Annotated in this window: 16 protein-coding genes, 1 tRNA gene and 1 other RNA gene; 16 read left to right on the top strand and 2 right to left on the bottom strand. The window is 27.0% G+C overall.

Annotated features, from left to right (window positions below):
- The first annotated feature begins 60 nt into the window (after window positions 1-60).
- The 6 genes from NG901_RS14635 to ffs all read left to right on the top strand — a co-directional run bounded on the left by NG901_RS14635 (window position 61) and on the right by ffs (window position 4375).
- Entirely contained in the window at window positions 61-1314 is a 1254-nt protein-coding gene (locus NG901_RS14635; protein ID WP_252216114.1) for an HlyC/CorC family transporter, read from the top strand.
- A gap of 144 nt (window positions 1315-1458) precedes the next feature.
- Window positions 1459-1917, top strand: a complete 459-nt coding sequence (locus NG901_RS14630; RefSeq protein ID WP_252216111.1) for a nucleoside deaminase — start codon at window positions 1459-1461, stop codon at window positions 1915-1917.
- 75 nt (window positions 1918-1992) lie between these two features.
- Window positions 1993-2532 (top strand): phosphatase PAP2 family protein, encoded by a 540-nt coding sequence (locus tag NG901_RS14625; RefSeq protein ID WP_252216108.1) that lies wholly within the window; start codon window positions 1993-1995, stop codon window positions 2530-2532.
- Window positions 2533-2677: 145 nt separating this feature from the next.
- Window positions 2678-3466, top strand: coding sequence for a prolipoprotein diacylglyceryl transferase (gene lgt, locus NG901_RS14620; RefSeq protein WP_252216105.1), 789 nt, complete (start codon window positions 2678-2680; stop codon window positions 3464-3466).
- Between the two features lie 39 nt (window positions 3467-3505).
- A tRNA-Ser gene (locus tag NG901_RS14615) sits at window positions 3506-3597 on the top strand.
- Window positions 3598-4109: 512 nt separating this feature from the next.
- Window positions 4110-4375, top strand: an RNA gene (ffs, locus tag NG901_RS14610) — signal recognition particle sRNA large type.
- Window positions 4376-4555: 180 nt separating this feature from the next.
- Here ffs and NG901_RS14605 read toward each other — a convergent pair.
- Entirely contained in the window at window positions 4556-5050 is a 495-nt protein-coding gene (locus NG901_RS14605) for a dihydrofolate reductase (protein WP_252216103.1), read from the bottom strand.
- A 111-nt stretch (window positions 5051-5161) separates the two neighbouring features.
- Window positions 5162-5953, bottom strand: coding sequence for a thymidylate synthase (locus NG901_RS14600; RefSeq protein WP_252216100.1), 792 nt, complete (start codon window positions 5951-5953; stop codon window positions 5162-5164).
- 336 nt (window positions 5954-6289) lie between these two features.
- Between NG901_RS14600 and dnaX the strand changes: the two genes are divergently transcribed.
- The 10 genes from dnaX to NG901_RS14550 all read left to right on the top strand — a co-directional run bounded on the left by dnaX (window position 6290) and on the right by NG901_RS14550 (window position 15887).
- Window positions 6290-7930: a DNA polymerase III subunit gamma/tau gene (gene dnaX, locus NG901_RS14595; protein WP_252216098.1), complete on the top strand. Its 1641-nt coding sequence runs from the start codon at window positions 6290-6292 to the stop codon at window positions 7928-7930.
- Between the two features lie 78 nt (window positions 7931-8008).
- Window positions 8009-8350 carry a YbaB/EbfC family nucleoid-associated protein gene (locus NG901_RS14590; RefSeq protein WP_004443240.1) on the top strand — a complete coding sequence of 114 codons (342 nt, stop codon included), beginning with the start codon at window positions 8009-8011 and terminating at the stop codon, window positions 8348-8350.
- A 191-nt stretch (window positions 8351-8541) separates the two neighbouring features.
- Entirely contained in the window at window positions 8542-9138 is a 597-nt protein-coding gene (recR, locus tag NG901_RS14585) for a recombination mediator RecR (protein ID WP_252216095.1), read from the top strand.
- A 461-nt stretch (window positions 9139-9599) separates the two neighbouring features.
- On the top strand, window positions 9600-9875 hold the full coding sequence (locus NG901_RS14580) for a YaaL family protein (protein ID WP_252216092.1): 276 nt from the start codon (window positions 9600-9602) through the stop codon (window positions 9873-9875).
- A 17-nt stretch (window positions 9876-9892) separates the two neighbouring features.
- A complete protein-coding gene (locus NG901_RS14575; protein ID WP_252216089.1) occupies window positions 9893-10141 on the top strand; it encodes a pro-sigmaK processing inhibitor BofA family protein in 249 nt (82 codons plus the stop codon).
- A 419-nt stretch (window positions 10142-10560) separates the two neighbouring features.
- Window positions 10561-11475, top strand: a complete 915-nt coding sequence (locus NG901_RS14570) for an ABC transporter ATP-binding protein (protein ID WP_252216086.1) — start codon at window positions 10561-10563, stop codon at window positions 11473-11475.
- Window positions 11476-12690, top strand: coding sequence for a DUF2705 family protein (locus NG901_RS14565; RefSeq protein WP_252216083.1), 1215 nt, complete (start codon window positions 11476-11478; stop codon window positions 12688-12690).
- Window positions 12691-12938: 248 nt separating this feature from the next.
- A complete protein-coding gene (locus tag NG901_RS14560; protein ID WP_252216207.1) occupies window positions 12939-13124 on the top strand; it encodes a hypothetical protein in 186 nt (61 codons plus the stop codon).
- Window positions 13125-13840: 716 nt separating this feature from the next.
- Window positions 13841-14917, top strand: a complete 1077-nt coding sequence (locus NG901_RS14555) for a pyridoxal-phosphate-dependent aminotransferase family protein (protein WP_252216080.1) — start codon at window positions 13841-13843, stop codon at window positions 14915-14917.
- A 61-nt stretch (window positions 14918-14978) separates the two neighbouring features.
- On the top strand, window positions 14979-15887 hold the full coding sequence (locus tag NG901_RS14550) for a D-2-hydroxyacid dehydrogenase (RefSeq protein ID WP_252216078.1): 909 nt from the start codon (window positions 14979-14981) through the stop codon (window positions 15885-15887).
- The last annotated feature ends 280 nt before the right edge of the window (window positions 15888-16167 follow it).

The raw sequence follows: 16167 nt of genomic DNA, 5'->3' as shown, positions 1-16167 counted from the left end.
TATTATGATATAATGTTGAGTAAAATATAATTATTAAATCAATTAGGAGAGTGATTTTTTTTGGACCCTAGTTATACGTGGGAGATAGTAACTTTAATAATATTACTTATGCTGTCAGCATTTTTTTCAATGTCAGAAACAGCATTAATGTCTATAAATAAGATTAGACTAAGACATATGGTGGAAGAAGGCGTACCAGGAGCAAAATTAGTAGAAAAACTTACAGAAGATCCAAATAAATTATTAGGAGCTATATTAATAGGTAATAACATAGCTAATATTGCAGCATCAGGACTTGCTACTGTGCTTGCAACTAATATATTTGGTTCAGGTGGAGTAGGAATAGCTACAGGAATTATGACTGTATTAGTATTAATTTTTGGTGAAATAACGCCTAAATCTATTGCAAAGCAAAGATCAGATTCTGTTGCTTTAAAAGTTGGTAAACCTATAAAGTTAATAGTTACTATATTTAAACCTTTTGTATATATATTTACAGCTATATCATCATTTTTTATAAAAATTTTAGGTGCAGATCCTAAAGCTACTGAACCATTTATTACTGAAGAAGAATTAAAAACAATGGTAGGTGTAAGTGAAGAAGAAGGCGTATTAGAAAATGTTGAAAAAGAAATGATATTTAATGTATTTGATTTCGCTGATCTTCAAGTAAAGGATGTAATGGTTCAAAGAGTTGATGTTACTGCTTTAGATTCAGAATCAACTTATGATGATGTATTAAAGATTATAAAAGAAGAACAATTTTCTAGAATACCGATTTATAATCAAACTATAGATGATGTTATTGGTATATTAAATGTGAAGGATTTATTAATGCTTGAAAATCCTAGAGAAAACTTTAAAATGACGAAATATATAAGAGAACCTTTCTATACGTTTGAATTTAAAAAGATTGTAGAATTATTTAAGGAAATGAAAAAAGAAAGAAATCATATTGCTGTTGTGTTAGATGAATATGGTGGTACTGTTGGAATAATTACTATAGAAGATTTGGTAGAAGAAATTGTTGGTGATATAGAAGATGAATATGATGAAGCTAATACAAGTATTGAAGTCATTAAAGAAAATGAATATATAGTAGATGGTAGTGTGAGACTTCATGATATTGGTGATTTAATAGGTACTGATATGGAATCAGATGAATTTGATTCTATTGGAGGTCTTATAATTGGAGAGCTTGGAAGAATGCCTGAAGAAAAAGAAGAAATTGAGTGCGATAATATGAAATTTATCGTAGAAAATATAGATAAAAATAGAATTAAAAAAGTTAGAATATTTACAGATAACGAATAATCATAAAAGACTGCTGGCAAAAATAATCAGCAGTCTTTTTTTAAAGTAGATTATGTTTTAACAGAGTATTGCATATATCAATACATATTTAAAACAGAGATATAATCAAAAATTAATATATTGATTTTTATGGAGGGAAAAGATATGAATTTTTTAGATATTGCTAAAGAAGAAGCAAAGATAGCAATGTCCAAAGGTGAAATTCCAATAGGTGCAGTTATAGTAAAGGATAACATAGTTATATCAAAGGCTCATAATTTAAAAGAAACATTAAATGATGTAACAGCTCATGCAGAGATATTAGCAATAAGAAAGGCATCAAAAATTTTAAATGACTGGAGATTAAAAGGAACGGAAATGTATGTTACTTTAGAACCATGCTCTATGTGTGCTAGTGCTATAATTCAAAGCAGAATATCAAAATTACATATAGGGACATTTAATAAGGACATGGGAGCTTGTGGTTCTGTAATAAACCTTATAGATAGTAGAAAGTTAGATTCGTTTGTTAATGTTAATTGGTTATATGATGAAGAATGTTCAAAATTACTTATGGAATTCTTTCAGTTAAAAAGGAAACTTAATAAAAATAAATTATTATAGTATATGTTATAATAAAAATTACTCACAATATACATTAAAAATAGTAGTAAAAAATTTATAGTTTGGAGGATATTAATGCAATTTATTCAAATGTTTGATAACAAAATTTTGGAGTTTATACGTATTAACTTACATAGTCCGATGATGGATAAGATTGTTCCTATAATAACTTCTTTAGGAAATATGGGATTAGTATGGATAATTATAGGATTAGCATTTATATCTAATAATAAGTATAGAAAATATGGTTTTATAATGTTATGTACATTATGTATTGGTGTATTAATTGGTGATGGAATCATAAAACCACTAGTTGGAAGAATAAGACCTTTTAATTTTGTTGAAAATATAGAATTACTTATAAAGGCACCTAGTAGTTTTTCATTCCCATCTGGACATACTATGTCTTCATTTGCAGCAGCAACTATTATTTATAAAGCTAATAAAAGAATGGGAATTGGTGCATTTTTATTAGCAGCACTTATAGGATTTTCGAGAATGTATTTATATGTTCACTATCCATCAGATGTGCTAGTTGGGTGTGTATTAGGAATAATTTTAAGTACTTGTATTTATAAAATAATAAGTCCTAAGTACGATAAAAAATTTAATTAAATGGCTATGTTTTAGCAGAGTGTTGATATATGCAATAGGCAAAGTTCAATTACTCAGTCCACTTTGCTTATGCATATATCAACATATATTTAAAACATAGCCAATTAAATAAAATAAGATACAAATGAAGAGGAGTGTGGTATTTATGAATCCAATAGCTTTTAAAGTAGGAAATTTTGATATTAGATGGTATGCCATTATAATTTTAACTGGAGTTCTATTTGGGTTAATATTGGCTTATTATAATTGCAATAAGAAGAATTTAAGCTTTGATATTTTAAGTGATGGATTTCTTGTATCTTTTCCAGTAGCTATTATTGGAGCAAGATTATATTATGTTTTATTTGAATTTGAAAATTATAAAGAAAATGTACTTGATATATTTAATATAAGACAAGGTGGTTTAGCTATACATGGTGGATTAATAGCTGGATTAATAGCTGCATTTGTTTATGCAAGAGTAAGAAAAATAAATTTTTTAGATTATTTAGATGTGGTAGCTCCATCGATAATATTGGCTCAATCTATTGGTAGATGGGGAAATTTTATGAACAGTGAAGCACATGGAGGAGAAGTAACTTATGAATTTATAAGTAAGTTTCCACAGTTTATACAAAAAGGAATGTATATTAATGGAACATATTATCATCCTACATTTTTATATGAATCTATTTGGAATTTAGTAGTATGTATTATTCTAATTAGTATACTTTATAAAAAGAAAAAAAATAATAAGGGAATAGTTATATCTAGTTATATTGTTTTATATTCTGTAGGTAGATTTTTTATTGAGGGACTTAGAACTGATAGTTTAATGTTGGGTGGAGTAAGAGTTGCTCAATTAATAAGTATAATAGGAATAATTTTCGGGCTTTCTTTAATTATTTATATTAGAAAAATTAAAAATAAGATACAAAATATTCAGTTGAATTAGGCATTTTTATATGATATTATAAAAAAGCATTATGCCTTTGGAGAAATGTCCGAGTGGTTGAAGGAGCACGCCTGGAAAGCGTGTATAGGGTTCACGCTCTATCATGGGTTCAAATCCCATTTTCTCCGCCAAGAATTTATTGGTTTTTCTATTTATGACATGTAGATAGATTATAGAGTTTAACAAAATATATACTTAAGAAACACATTTTTTAATGAATTTAGATTATGTGTTTCTTATTTTTTGTTTAAAAATATATAAGTTAAATATGGTGAAATATAAAGAAAAATATTCATGGAAACTTTGGATTTGTTATTTATTTTCATGTGCCTAAATAATATTTAAACAAAAGGTTGAATCAAAAAAATATATATGATATTATGAATTGGCAATAGAAAAATATTAATGTTTTTAATTTAAATAAATATTAATATTAAGGAAAAATTTAAGATAAATTCATAATAATATATATATTTACAAAAGTATATTAATAGTATTATCTTGTATTTATAGATGGTATGTGTTATGATGTAAAAGTATAAAAAATGTATAGTACTTAATATGGTTTGATGCCTAATGGAGGCAGATACTTTTCATTAAGAAAAAGAATTATTGAGGTTCGAATCCTCTTCATACCACCATTCCGTGCTAGATGGGGAGTTAGCGGTGCCCTGTAACCTGCAATCCGCTATAGCAGGATTGAATTCCTCGTAGAGGTATTAATTTTTTATAGTCTGACCTTTGTAAGTGGTGTTGATGACTGGGTCCCACGCAATGAAAGCGTATGAACCTCGTCAGGTCCGGAAGGAAGCAGCGATAAGTGCACACTGCATGTGCCGTGGATCAATCTGGTCTGAGCTAACTGCAAAGGTAACGTATAGGGAATTTTTATCGAAGCGAGGTGCACGGTTTATATACATAAACCTTCACAGAGAATGAAGGATTTTTTTTCGAATTAAATTAGGTTATTCTTCAATAGGATTAACAATATAGGACAAAACAATAGGATAAGAAAATGAGGGAATTTAAATTTTAAATTCCCTCATTTTCTTGTTCTTTTTTAATATATAGGAGAGTGTAAGATTTCAACTAAGAAAGTCTACTTAAATTTATAAAGTTATATTCTAATCCGCTTTTTTCATCAGTTATAACATCTGATTCATAATCTATTTTAAAATCATCATAATTTATTTGCGGAAAATAAGTATCCCCATTAAAATCTTTATTGATTTTTGTTAAGTACAATTTATTAGAATAAGGTAATAGCTGTTTATAAATTTCTCCACCACCAATTATAAAAACTTCATCGTCAGAGTTATTATATTTATTTAATAATTCCTCGAAATCATAAATTATTTCTACACATTCAGAGTTAACTTTAAAATTTTTATCTCTAGTTAAAATCACATGTTTTCTATTAGGTAATACTCCAGGAAGAGATTCAAAAGTTTTTCTTCCCATTACAATAGTTTTTCTGCTTGTAATTTCTTTAAATCTTTTTAAGTCCTCAGAAATGTGCCAAATTAATTTATTATCACTTCCAATAACATTATTTTTAGCAATAGCTACTATTATTGATAACATTTATAAGCCCCCTTTTAATATCTAGTTTAAATCATATAATCATTTTAGTATTTCTAAGTTCAATTACTTTGACCAGTTTTATTTATGCATATATCAACACTCAACTAAATTTTAAACTGAAACTGGCATTTTTATTGATTCATGATGCTTGTAATCTTCAAGTTTAATATCATCAGAAGTAAAATCATAAAAATCTTTAATTTCAGGATTTATCCAAAGCTTTGGAGCATCATAAGCTTGAGCTTTTCTTTCTAATTGAGTTTTCATTCCATCAATTTGGTTTTCGTAAATATGTGCATTATTTATTACATGAGTAAATAGTCCAGGTTTAAGACCTGTTACTTGAGCAATTAAATGAACTAATACAGCATATTGGCTGGTATTAAAAGGAATTCCAAGTGGCCAATCTCCACTTCTTTGTACAAGCATACAATTAAGTCTACCATCAGTTACATCCCACATAGTTAGGAAGCAACAAGGACAAAGAGCTCCACCATCTAAATAAGGTATTTGCCATAAATTAAGCATCATTCTTCTATCTTGAGGATTATTTTTTAAAGAATCTATAAGTTTATCTATTTGGTCAAATTTTTTAACAACCCAACCATAAGATGTTCCGATAGTTCCATCTTCCATTTCCCATTCATCCCAAATATGTACGTTTTGTTCTTGAAGTTTTTTTACGTCATTAGATTGATCCTTAAAAATCCATAAAAGTTCTTTAACAGCTGTTTTAAAAGCAACAAATTTAGTAGTTAATATAGGAAATTCTTTTTCTAAATTAAATTGCATTACTTGATGGGGTATTTTATAAGTAGGCATTCCAGTTCTATTATTATCATAATACCCATTATCTAAAATATTTTTAGCTATTTCTAAATATTTATCATCATATAAACTCATTTTATCTACTACCTCCAAAATTTTTACTAAGTTATGCTTAAGTATTTAGATAATTATAATTTATGTAACTTATTAATATATCAAAATCAGTTTAAAACATAATCTTTTACTAAAATACTAATATTCATTTTAACATATGGACATATTAAAAGACAGTATTGATATTTTAATATAAGGTTCATAGATAAATGAAGTAAATAGAGTATATAATATTAGGAAAATTAAGAAGTTGTATATAGAAGATAAATTAAGTAATTTAAGCTTTATATTATTTATTAAATTATTAGTGTATAATAAATATATGATTTAATGGAAATAGAAAGGTGGAGGAAACCTTTGGCATATACAGCTTTATATAGAGAGTGGAGACCAAGGACATTTAATGATGTAGTAGGTCAGGAACATATAACAACAACATTAAAAAATGAAATTCTAAATGATAGAATTGCACATGCATATCTTTTCTGTGGAACAAGAGGAACAGGTAAAACATCAACAGCTAAAGTTATGGCTAAGGCATTAAATTGTTTTAATCTTCAAAATGGAGAGCCTTGCAATGAATGTGAGATGTGTAAAAAGATAAATGAAGGTTTATCAATGGATGTTACGGAATTAGATGCAGCATCTAACAATGGAATAGATAGAATAAGAGATATAATTGATGATACAAAATATCCTCCACAAGAGGGTAAGTATAAGATTTATATATTAGATGAAGTTCATATGTTATCAGGGGGAGCGGTAAATGCATTTTTAAAGACATTAGAAGAACCGCCAAGTAATGTTATATTTATATTAGCAACTACTGATCCTCAAAAATTACCTATAACTATTTTATCTAGATGTCAAAGGTTTGATTTTAAAAGAATAAATCAAAAAGATATTTCAGATAGATTAAGAAAAATAACTGAATCACAAAATGTTAGTGTTGATGAAAAGAGCTTAGATTTAATTGCTAGAGTGGCTGACGGTGCTATGAGAGACTCTTTAAGTATATTAGATCAAGCAATAGCTATGGGTGATAACAATATAAAATATGATGACTTAATAAGCATATTAGGGTTGGTTACAAACGAATATTTATTTGACATAACTAATTCAATAGTAGAAAGAAATATAGAAAAAGCTATGGTAATAATTGATAAATTAGTTTTTTCAGGTAAGGATATTCATTTATTTATAAAAGATTTAATAGGACATTTTAGAAATTTACTTATGGTTAAAGTTTCTAATACTCCAGAAGAGATTTTAGATATGTCTCTTGAAAATATTGAACTTATAAAAGAGCAAGGTAAAAAAATACGTATTGAAGAAATAATGAGAGGGATTAGAATTCTTCAAGAAGGGGAAGCTAATTCTAAAGTAAGTAAACAAAGCAGATTATATTTAGAGCTTAGTATAATAAAGATGTGTAAAATAGAATATGATACATCAAGTGAAGTCATGCTTGCTAGGATAAATAAGTTAGAAGAAAGCATAAAAAGTGGTAAGATACAAGTAGTATCAAATTCACAAATAAGTGAAAAAGCACATTCAACTGACGTAGTATCAAATAATCAAGTTAAATCTCAAGAAAAACAAGTTAAAAGAGAGCAACCTACTGTATCAGAAGAACATAATGTTAATGTTGAATCTTCTTTAACAATAGATAATATAAAAAGAGCTTGGTCAGAAATATTAGAGGCATTTAAAGCAAAAAGAGCAATGGTTATATATGCATCTATAGTAACTGCAAGACCATATAAATTTGAAAATGGTGTAGCCACATTATTATATGAAGCATCATATGCCTTTAATAAAAATAGATTAGAAAAATTAGAATATAAAAAAATTGTTAATGAAGTATTTTCTGAAGTATTAAAAGATAAAATAATAGTAAGGTATGAAGTTGAAAATAATAAAGATGGTGAATTAAGCAAAGAAGAATTGCTAAAGCAAAAGTTAGATGGAATGCCTTTTGAAATATTAGACGAGTAGAATCAATATTTTAATGTAGTAAACAATAAGAAAATGTTCTATAATAGAGAGTAGAAATTTATTAAGAGGAGGATTTGTATGGCAAAAGGAGGATTCCCTGGAGGTTTCGGGGGAGGAAATATGAATAACCTTATGAAACAAGCGCAAAAGCTTCAAAAGCAAATGGAAGATATGCAAAAGGATCTTGAAACAAAGGAATTTGAAACATCAGTAGGTGGCGGTGCTGTTTCTGTAACAGTAACTGGTAAAAAAGAAGTTAAATCTATTAATATAAAGCCAGAAGTAGTAGATCCAGATGATGTAGAAATGCTTGAGGATTTAGTACTTACAGCAGTTAATGAAGCCTTAAGAAAAGCAGAAGAAGAAACTGCTAGCAAAATGGGAAAATTAACTGGTGGAATGCCAGGAGGATTATTTTAAATAATAAAATAAAATATTATCTAATAAAATCCTAAGTAAAAATAAAGCATACAGAATAGAGGAAATTCCTTAAAGCTGTATGCTTTTAACTATCTAAATTCGAATCTTTAGCTCAATGATTTAGCCAAGCGTTGCTTATGCAGGTATCAACACTCTGCTAAAATATGAGATATATAAAGGAGAAGTGTAATATGGAATTTTATCCAGTAGCCATAGAAAAATTAATTGAAGAGTTTGCAAAATTGCCAAGCATAGGGAAAAAAACAGCACAAAGATTAACTTTACATATATTAAATCTTCCTGATGACGAGGTAAGAGAGTTTGCAACCGCATTAGTTAAAGCGAAGGGAACAATAAAATATTGTTCAACATGTGGAAACTTTACAGATAAAGATCCTTGTGCATTATGCTCAAATCCTAATAGAGATAAGAGTACAATATGTGTTGTAGAACAACCAAAAGATATAATGACAATGGAAAAAGTAAAAGAATTTAATGGAGTGTATCATGTATTGCATGGAAATATATCACCTATGCAGGGAAGAGGCCCACAAGATATAAAGATAAGAGAACTTGTTGCAAGAATGAATGAAGAAGTAAAAGAAGTTATATTAGCAACTAATCCTAATATAGAAGGAGAAGCAACAGCTATGTATATAGCAAAGGTATTAAAGCCATTAGATGTTAAAGTAACTAGAATTGCAGCAGGAATACCAGTTGGTGGAGATCTAGAATATGCAGATGAAGTAACCCTATCTAAAGCACTAGAAGGTAGAAAAGAAATATAGATAGTTTTAAAAAAGCATGGTGATCTTATAGTATAATGCTCATGGACAGAGGAATTTACTTTAACAATACTAAAACAAAGCTTAGTCTAATTAATGCATGCTCCCAATGAGACATTGTGACAAGCAATTAATTCAACAAATCTTTATTAAGTATTGTAGAAAGAAAATTCCAACGCCACTGCGCTCTTATACTATAATATCACTGTCTAATTAAAAACAAATCTATAAAACAAATCATAGAACTAAAAATGGAACCCAATAGATATTGGGTTCCAGAAAAAAAGGTGTTATATAGATGGGAGTTAGAACTTTTTATTTGATATGAGTGAAAAGTTTTTATAGTAATATATTATGAATTCTTTAAAAAAAGTGTTACTATAATTAAAAAAATATATAAAAATTAAGTATATACATTCAAACCTATGGATAAGATTTTAATAGTAGTGTTTGGAGGTATTTATATGAATAAAAAGAGAATAATTGAATATTTAATTAATAGAACAAAAGATATAGATGTAAATAAGGAATTAATAGAGCAATTAGAAGATACTAAGTCTGAAATTGATGCAGCACGAAGTATGTTCGATAATGTGAATGATTCTAAATTAATTGAAGTAGCAATATATGCAGAAGAAATGGCTAAAAAAAGATATGATTATCTATTACTTATAGCTAAATCAAAAGGAATTAAAGTGACTGATGATTATGTTTTACAAAGGAACATTTCTTCAAAATAATAAAAAGGAGTTTGTGTATGAATGAGCAATATATAATATATGGTTTGATTGGATTAGTTTTATTATTTTTAATGATAAAACTTTTAAAATGGCCATTAAAAATTCTTATAAATGGAGTGCTTGGAGTTGTAATATTATATGTAGTAAATTTAGTTGGTGCTAATTTTAATTTTGGCTTAGCAATAAATCCAATTACTGCATTAATTGCAGGCTTTTTAGGTATACCAGGAGTAATACTTTTAGCTATACTACAAGTATTTTTATAAGTATTTAAAGTTAAGATATTTAAAATTTGAAAAACTAAAAGATAAATAGAGCTTGTTGTTTGTTATTTATTTAAATTAAATAATACAAGCTCTATTTTTATTTTTCACAGAAGTTTATTTGAAAATTGCAATGTGAAGTTGGAGAACTCATAGAAAAAATTCAACTAGAATTTTTACAATATATTGTTTTAGAAATCTTGGAACTTTTAATATAAGATAATTTGTAAACATTTTATTACTATTAAGTATTAATTTTAAAAAAATTCAAATATTAAGAGAATAATAAATTTTAAGGTTATATAGACTTTCATATTGAGAGTTTCAAAATATATTTAATAAATATTAAGAAATTATATATATATTTATTAATTTGTTGTACTTATAATTCTAAGTATAGCTCACGTTAAGGAGGAAAATTTATGAATGTTTTAGAAATAGAAAATCTTTATAAAACATTAGGAAAAACTGAGATAATTAAAGGAATAAATCTTTCTATAAAGCAAGGAGAAATATTTGGATTTTTAGGTCCTAATGGTGCAGGAAAAACTACAACTATAAGAATGTTAGTAGGCTTAATACAACCTAGTAATGGTGAAATAAGAATATGTGGTTATGATTTAAATAAAAATAAAGAAAAGGCACTTAAAAACGTAGGAGCTGTAGTTGAAAATCCTGAATTATATAAATATCTTTCTGGAAGAGAAAATTTAATGCAAATAGCAAGAATTAGAAGTGTATCTAAAAAAGAAGTAGAAGAATTAGTAAAGCTTGTAGGTCTTGAAAAACGAATAGATGATAAAGTTTCAAAATATTCTCTTGGAATGAAACAAAGATTAGGACTCGCAGTAGCTTTAATGGGAAATCCTAAACTGCTTATATTAGATGAACCTACTAACGGACTAGATCCAACAGGAATATTAGAATTTAGGGAACTTATTAAAAAAGCATCTAAAGAAAAAGAAATCTCAGTATTTATTTCCTCTCATATATTAAGTGAAATTCAAAATTTATGTGATAAAGTAGCATTCATAAATGAAGGCGTAATTCAGTCTATAGAGAAGATGGGTAACAAAGGAATATATCAAGGAAAAGATGATATAATTTTAAGGACAAAGACTGCTATTGAAAAAGTATTAGATATAGTTAAGACACTACCATATGTTATTAGGAGTAAAACAAATGGAGATGAAATAATATTGCTTATAGAAAAAGACATGACTCCTAAGTTAATAAAAAAATTAGTAAACGAAAATATAGAAATTTGTGAAGTCTATAAAAACAAACAAGAATTAGAAGAAAGATATATGGAACTTATGAATGGAGGATCTATATAAATGATATTTTTGTTAATAAAAAATGAACTTATAAAGATACTAAAAAGGCCTAAAACATGGATTGTATTTGGATTATTTATAATATTCATGCTAGTCGGTATGTATGGCTTACATCATGAAGATAAAAATATGAAAAAATATAATTCTCCACAATATAAATTAGAACAAGTTGAAAAAAGTATTAATTATACAGAAGAAGAAATGAGCAAAATAGAAAATAGTAAAGATAAAGAATATTTAAATACGTTAAAAGAAGATTTGAAACATTATGAAGAAGAAAAAATAAAATATGAAAATCAAATAAACAATCATAGTGATGTTGATCAATGGAAGCTAGATGTGACAGAAGAAATAAAGAGTCATGAGGAAAATTTAAAAAATAAAGACATTGCAGAGGAAGACAAGACATGGATTTCGGAAAGAATAGATAAACTTAAATACTTAGAGCAAAATAATATAAAACCATTATACGGATATGAGTTTAATGCTTATAATTATATAGACAGTGTTATGGCTATATTAGGCATGGTTTTATTAGCAGTAGGGATATCTGTATTTATGAGTGATATAGTTTCAGGGGAATGTACTCCACCAACGTTGAAATTCTTGCTAGTGCAACCTGTATCAAGGGGAAAGATTTTGTTATCTAAATTTATAGCTATAACAATTACTGTATTAACAATGATTATATCAACAGAAATTTTAACATTTTTGGGACTTGGAGCTGTAAAAGGATTTAATGCAGGAACATATCCTAAAACAATGGGAGTAAGGTATTTTTTAGATACTTCAAATATGCCAGCTCAAAGATATCCAGACTTAGTTAGAATCGCTAATACAGGTAGAATAGGAAACTTTAATGAGTTGATAATAAGGTCGTTATTATTACAAATATTTTTTATAATAACTTGTTGTTCAATAATATTTTTAATATCAACATTATTTAAAAGCAGTAATGTAACTACAGCTATATCAATTATAATAACAGCTTCAGGAACTATAGTATTTCAAATGTTTGAATTTTTATCAAAGTTTTCACATCTTGTATTTTTAAGTTATGGTTCTGTAACATCTGTAATAACTGGTGATATAGCATATATGTATAAAAACGTGAATATAACTCCTATTAATGGAGTTATTGTAATGATTTTAACTACAATAATTAGTTATACAATTGCACATATTGTATTTAAAAAGAAAGAAATATTAATTTAAAGCTTTGAATTTACTTTATAAAAATGTATTATAATTTAGTAGTATAATAATTGTAATATTATAAGGCATATGAAAATAAATAACAAGTCAAAGATGCGACGGATATTTTGTGAAATACAATGACTTGGGTTCTGCTAATAGTTATGCTATTAGTAGATTCCAATGAAGAAGTAGTTCTCAAAATAAACTAGCATACTGACTAGTTATTTATTTGAATGTGCCTAATTTCAAAGAAAGGAATTGATGTTATGCCAGCAGGAAATGGAGTTAATTGTGAAGATTGTCCAGAATTAAAAAATGGAAAATGTAATTCGCATGATTTAACATGTTTATGTTATAGATGTCCAAGAAAATTAGCACAATGTATGTGTGTAAAGTATTGTAGAGAAACAGAATCAGTATTATTTTTTGATGAAGAATATGATAGATATTAATAGAAAAAGATTCCTAATAATTTTATAAAAAAATTATTAGGGATCTTTTTTATTTATTTTTATGAATTTAGATTATTATTATGTGAATTAATTAATTTTTGTTAAAAAAAGAGTCTGTGGATAACTCAAATTATAATTTTGTTTAAAGATTAAGAAATGTATCTTAAAGAATTTTTAAAGATTGAAAAATTCATAAACCTTAGGTTCTAGATAAATATTTAGTTGAAAGAGGGAGGGGATAAGAAATATATATATATAATTTAAAGTTAATTAATAATGTGAAAAACATTTTATTTGGTATCAATACATTGATAAAAATACCAAATAATGTTATTATGATGTAATAAATTAATATGTAAAATTTTGTTAATAATAAAACTAACTCTCCATTTTGTTTTATATGTATTTAATAATAAATTTCACAAATGATATAAAGGAAGCATAAATATATTAAAGAGAATATAAAATGCTTATGTTTGAAAAAAATGTACTTATAATTGTTATAATATAGCTAAAATCTATTGTTAATAAATTAACAATAAAAGTGAAGAAAAACACTAAAAATGGTTAAAAATTTAACAATAGCAAAGTAGTACAATTTAAAGCGATAAAGTATTGAGTTAAATGTAAATAAGTAGTAAAATATACAAATAAATCAATGTCAAATAAGCACTAATAAGCAATATAATTTATTAATAAAATGGGGTGGTTTTAAAATGCATAAAAAATTATTTATTCCAGGACCTGTTGAGGTTCGAGAGGATGTCCTAGAAAAAATGGCAACGCCGATGATAGGACATAGAAGTAAGGATGCTTCAATTTTACAAAGAAGAATAAGCGATAATTTAAGAAAGTTATTTTATACAAATAGTGAAATATTACTTTCTACAACTTCTGGTAGTGGACTTATGGAAGGTGCTATAAGATGTTGTACTGCTAAAAGAGCAGCTGTATTTTCCGTGGGGGCTTTCGGAAAAAGATGGTATGACATGGCAGTTAACAACAATGTTCCAGCTGATTTATTTTCAATAGAAATGGGACAAGCAATAGATCTAGCAGAAGTAGAAAAAGCATTAAGTACAGGGAAATACGACTTAATTGCTGTTACTCATAATGAAACATCAACAGGAGTAATGAATCCAGTTGATAAAATAGGAGATATAGTTAAGAAATATCCTGATGTAGTTCTTATTGTTGATACAGTAAGTTCAGCAGCAGGAACGAAAATAGAAGTTGATAAATGGGGGATAGATGTTTGTATTACATCATCTCAAAAAGCTTTAGGTTTGCCTCCAGGATTATCAGTATGTACTTTTTCACAAAAAGCTAAAGAGAGAGCAGAAAAAGTTCCGAGCAGAGGGTATTACTTAGATTTATTAAAATTATATCAATATATTCAAAAGAAAGATTATCAATATCCTTCAACACCATCACTTTCTCACATGTTTGCTCTTGATTATCAATTAGACAATATACTTAATAAAGAAGGACTAGAAAATAGATTTGCAAGACATCTTGAGATGGCTAAAATAGTTAGAGCGTGGGCTAAAAAATATTTTGATATTTTCCCAGATGAAAATCATCTATCAAATACATTAACAACAATTAAAAATACTAGAGGAATAAATGTAGCTGATTTAAATAAAGAGCTTGGTAAAAGAGGATTCCAAATTTCTAATGGATATGGTGATTTAAAAGAAAAGACCTTTAGAATAGCTCATATGGCTGATTGCTCAGTAGAAGATGTAAAGGAATTGCTTAAAAATATAGAAGAAATTTTAGGGTTATGTTGATATATTCATAAGTAAAGTGGACTGAGTAATTAAACTTAGGAATTGAATTGGGGGGATTTTTATGATTAAGGTATTAATAAATGATGGTTTGCAACCTAAAGCTATAGAAGGTTTAAAAAGTTTGGGTATTGAAGTTATAAATGAACATTTTGATCAAGATATTTTAGGTGAAAAATTAAAAGACTTTGATGTATTGGTTATAAGATCAGCTACTAAAGTTACAGCTGATGTTATTGATAAAGAAATCGGCGGTAATTTAAAGTTAATTATTAGAGCAGGGGTAGGGATAGACAATATAGATATACTTTATGCTGTTAAAAATAATTTAAGTGTTACAAATACTCCATCAGCAAGCTCTGATTCAGTTGCAGAACTAGCTTTAGCTCATATGTTTGCAGTTTCAAGATTTGTTGGAATAGCTAATGTAACTATGAGAAATGGTGAATGGAATAAGAAGAAATATCAAGGCTTTGAATTAGCAGGAAAGACACTTGGAATTATAGGAATGGGTAGGATAGGACAATCTTTAGCTAAAAAAGCAACAGCATTAGGCATGAACGTTATATACAATACAATAGAAGGAAAGCATGAAGAGTTAAGCTATCAATTTTTATCATTTGAAGAAGTTTTAAAAGAATCTGATTTTATATCATTACATGTTCCGTATGATAAAGAAAGTGGATCATTAATAGGAAAAGATGAATTAAATTTGATGAAAAAAAATGCATATTTAATTAATTGCGCTAGAGGAAAAGTTGTTGATGAAGCTGCATTATTAGAAGCACTTAATAATGAAGTTATTGCAGGTGCAGGAATTGATGTATTTGAAGAAGAACCAACAAAAAATGAAGCTTTAATTAATCATCCTAAAGTTAGTGTAACTCCTCATATTGGAGCAGCGACTAAAGAAGCTCAAACTAGAATTGGTGATGAGGTAGTTTCAATTATAAAAGACTTTTTTAAATTGTAGGATTTAATTAGAAAAAGTTATGATTTACAATATATATTGATATATGCATAAGTAAAGCTGGATAGAGTAATTGAACTTAGTAATACTAAAATGAGTATAATTTAATTACAACGCCACTTTATTTATTGCATAGATCAAGACATGTTTAAAATAGAGACTAAAAAATGAATAAAGTAGTTTATTAATTGAGTGAAATTGTTTACAATAGAAGTAAAAGAGGCCGTGTTTTAACAGAGTGTTGATATATTTAAAACAGAGCCTAAAATAAAAATACTTTAAA

The organism is Clostridium sp. CMCC3677 (assembly GCF_023845585.1).
GTDB lineage: Bacteria > Bacillota > Clostridia > Clostridiales > Clostridiaceae > Clostridium > Clostridium aquiflavi.
Note: the sequence above shows the minus strand (reverse complement) of the source record. Positions and strands in the feature narration are given on the sequence as shown.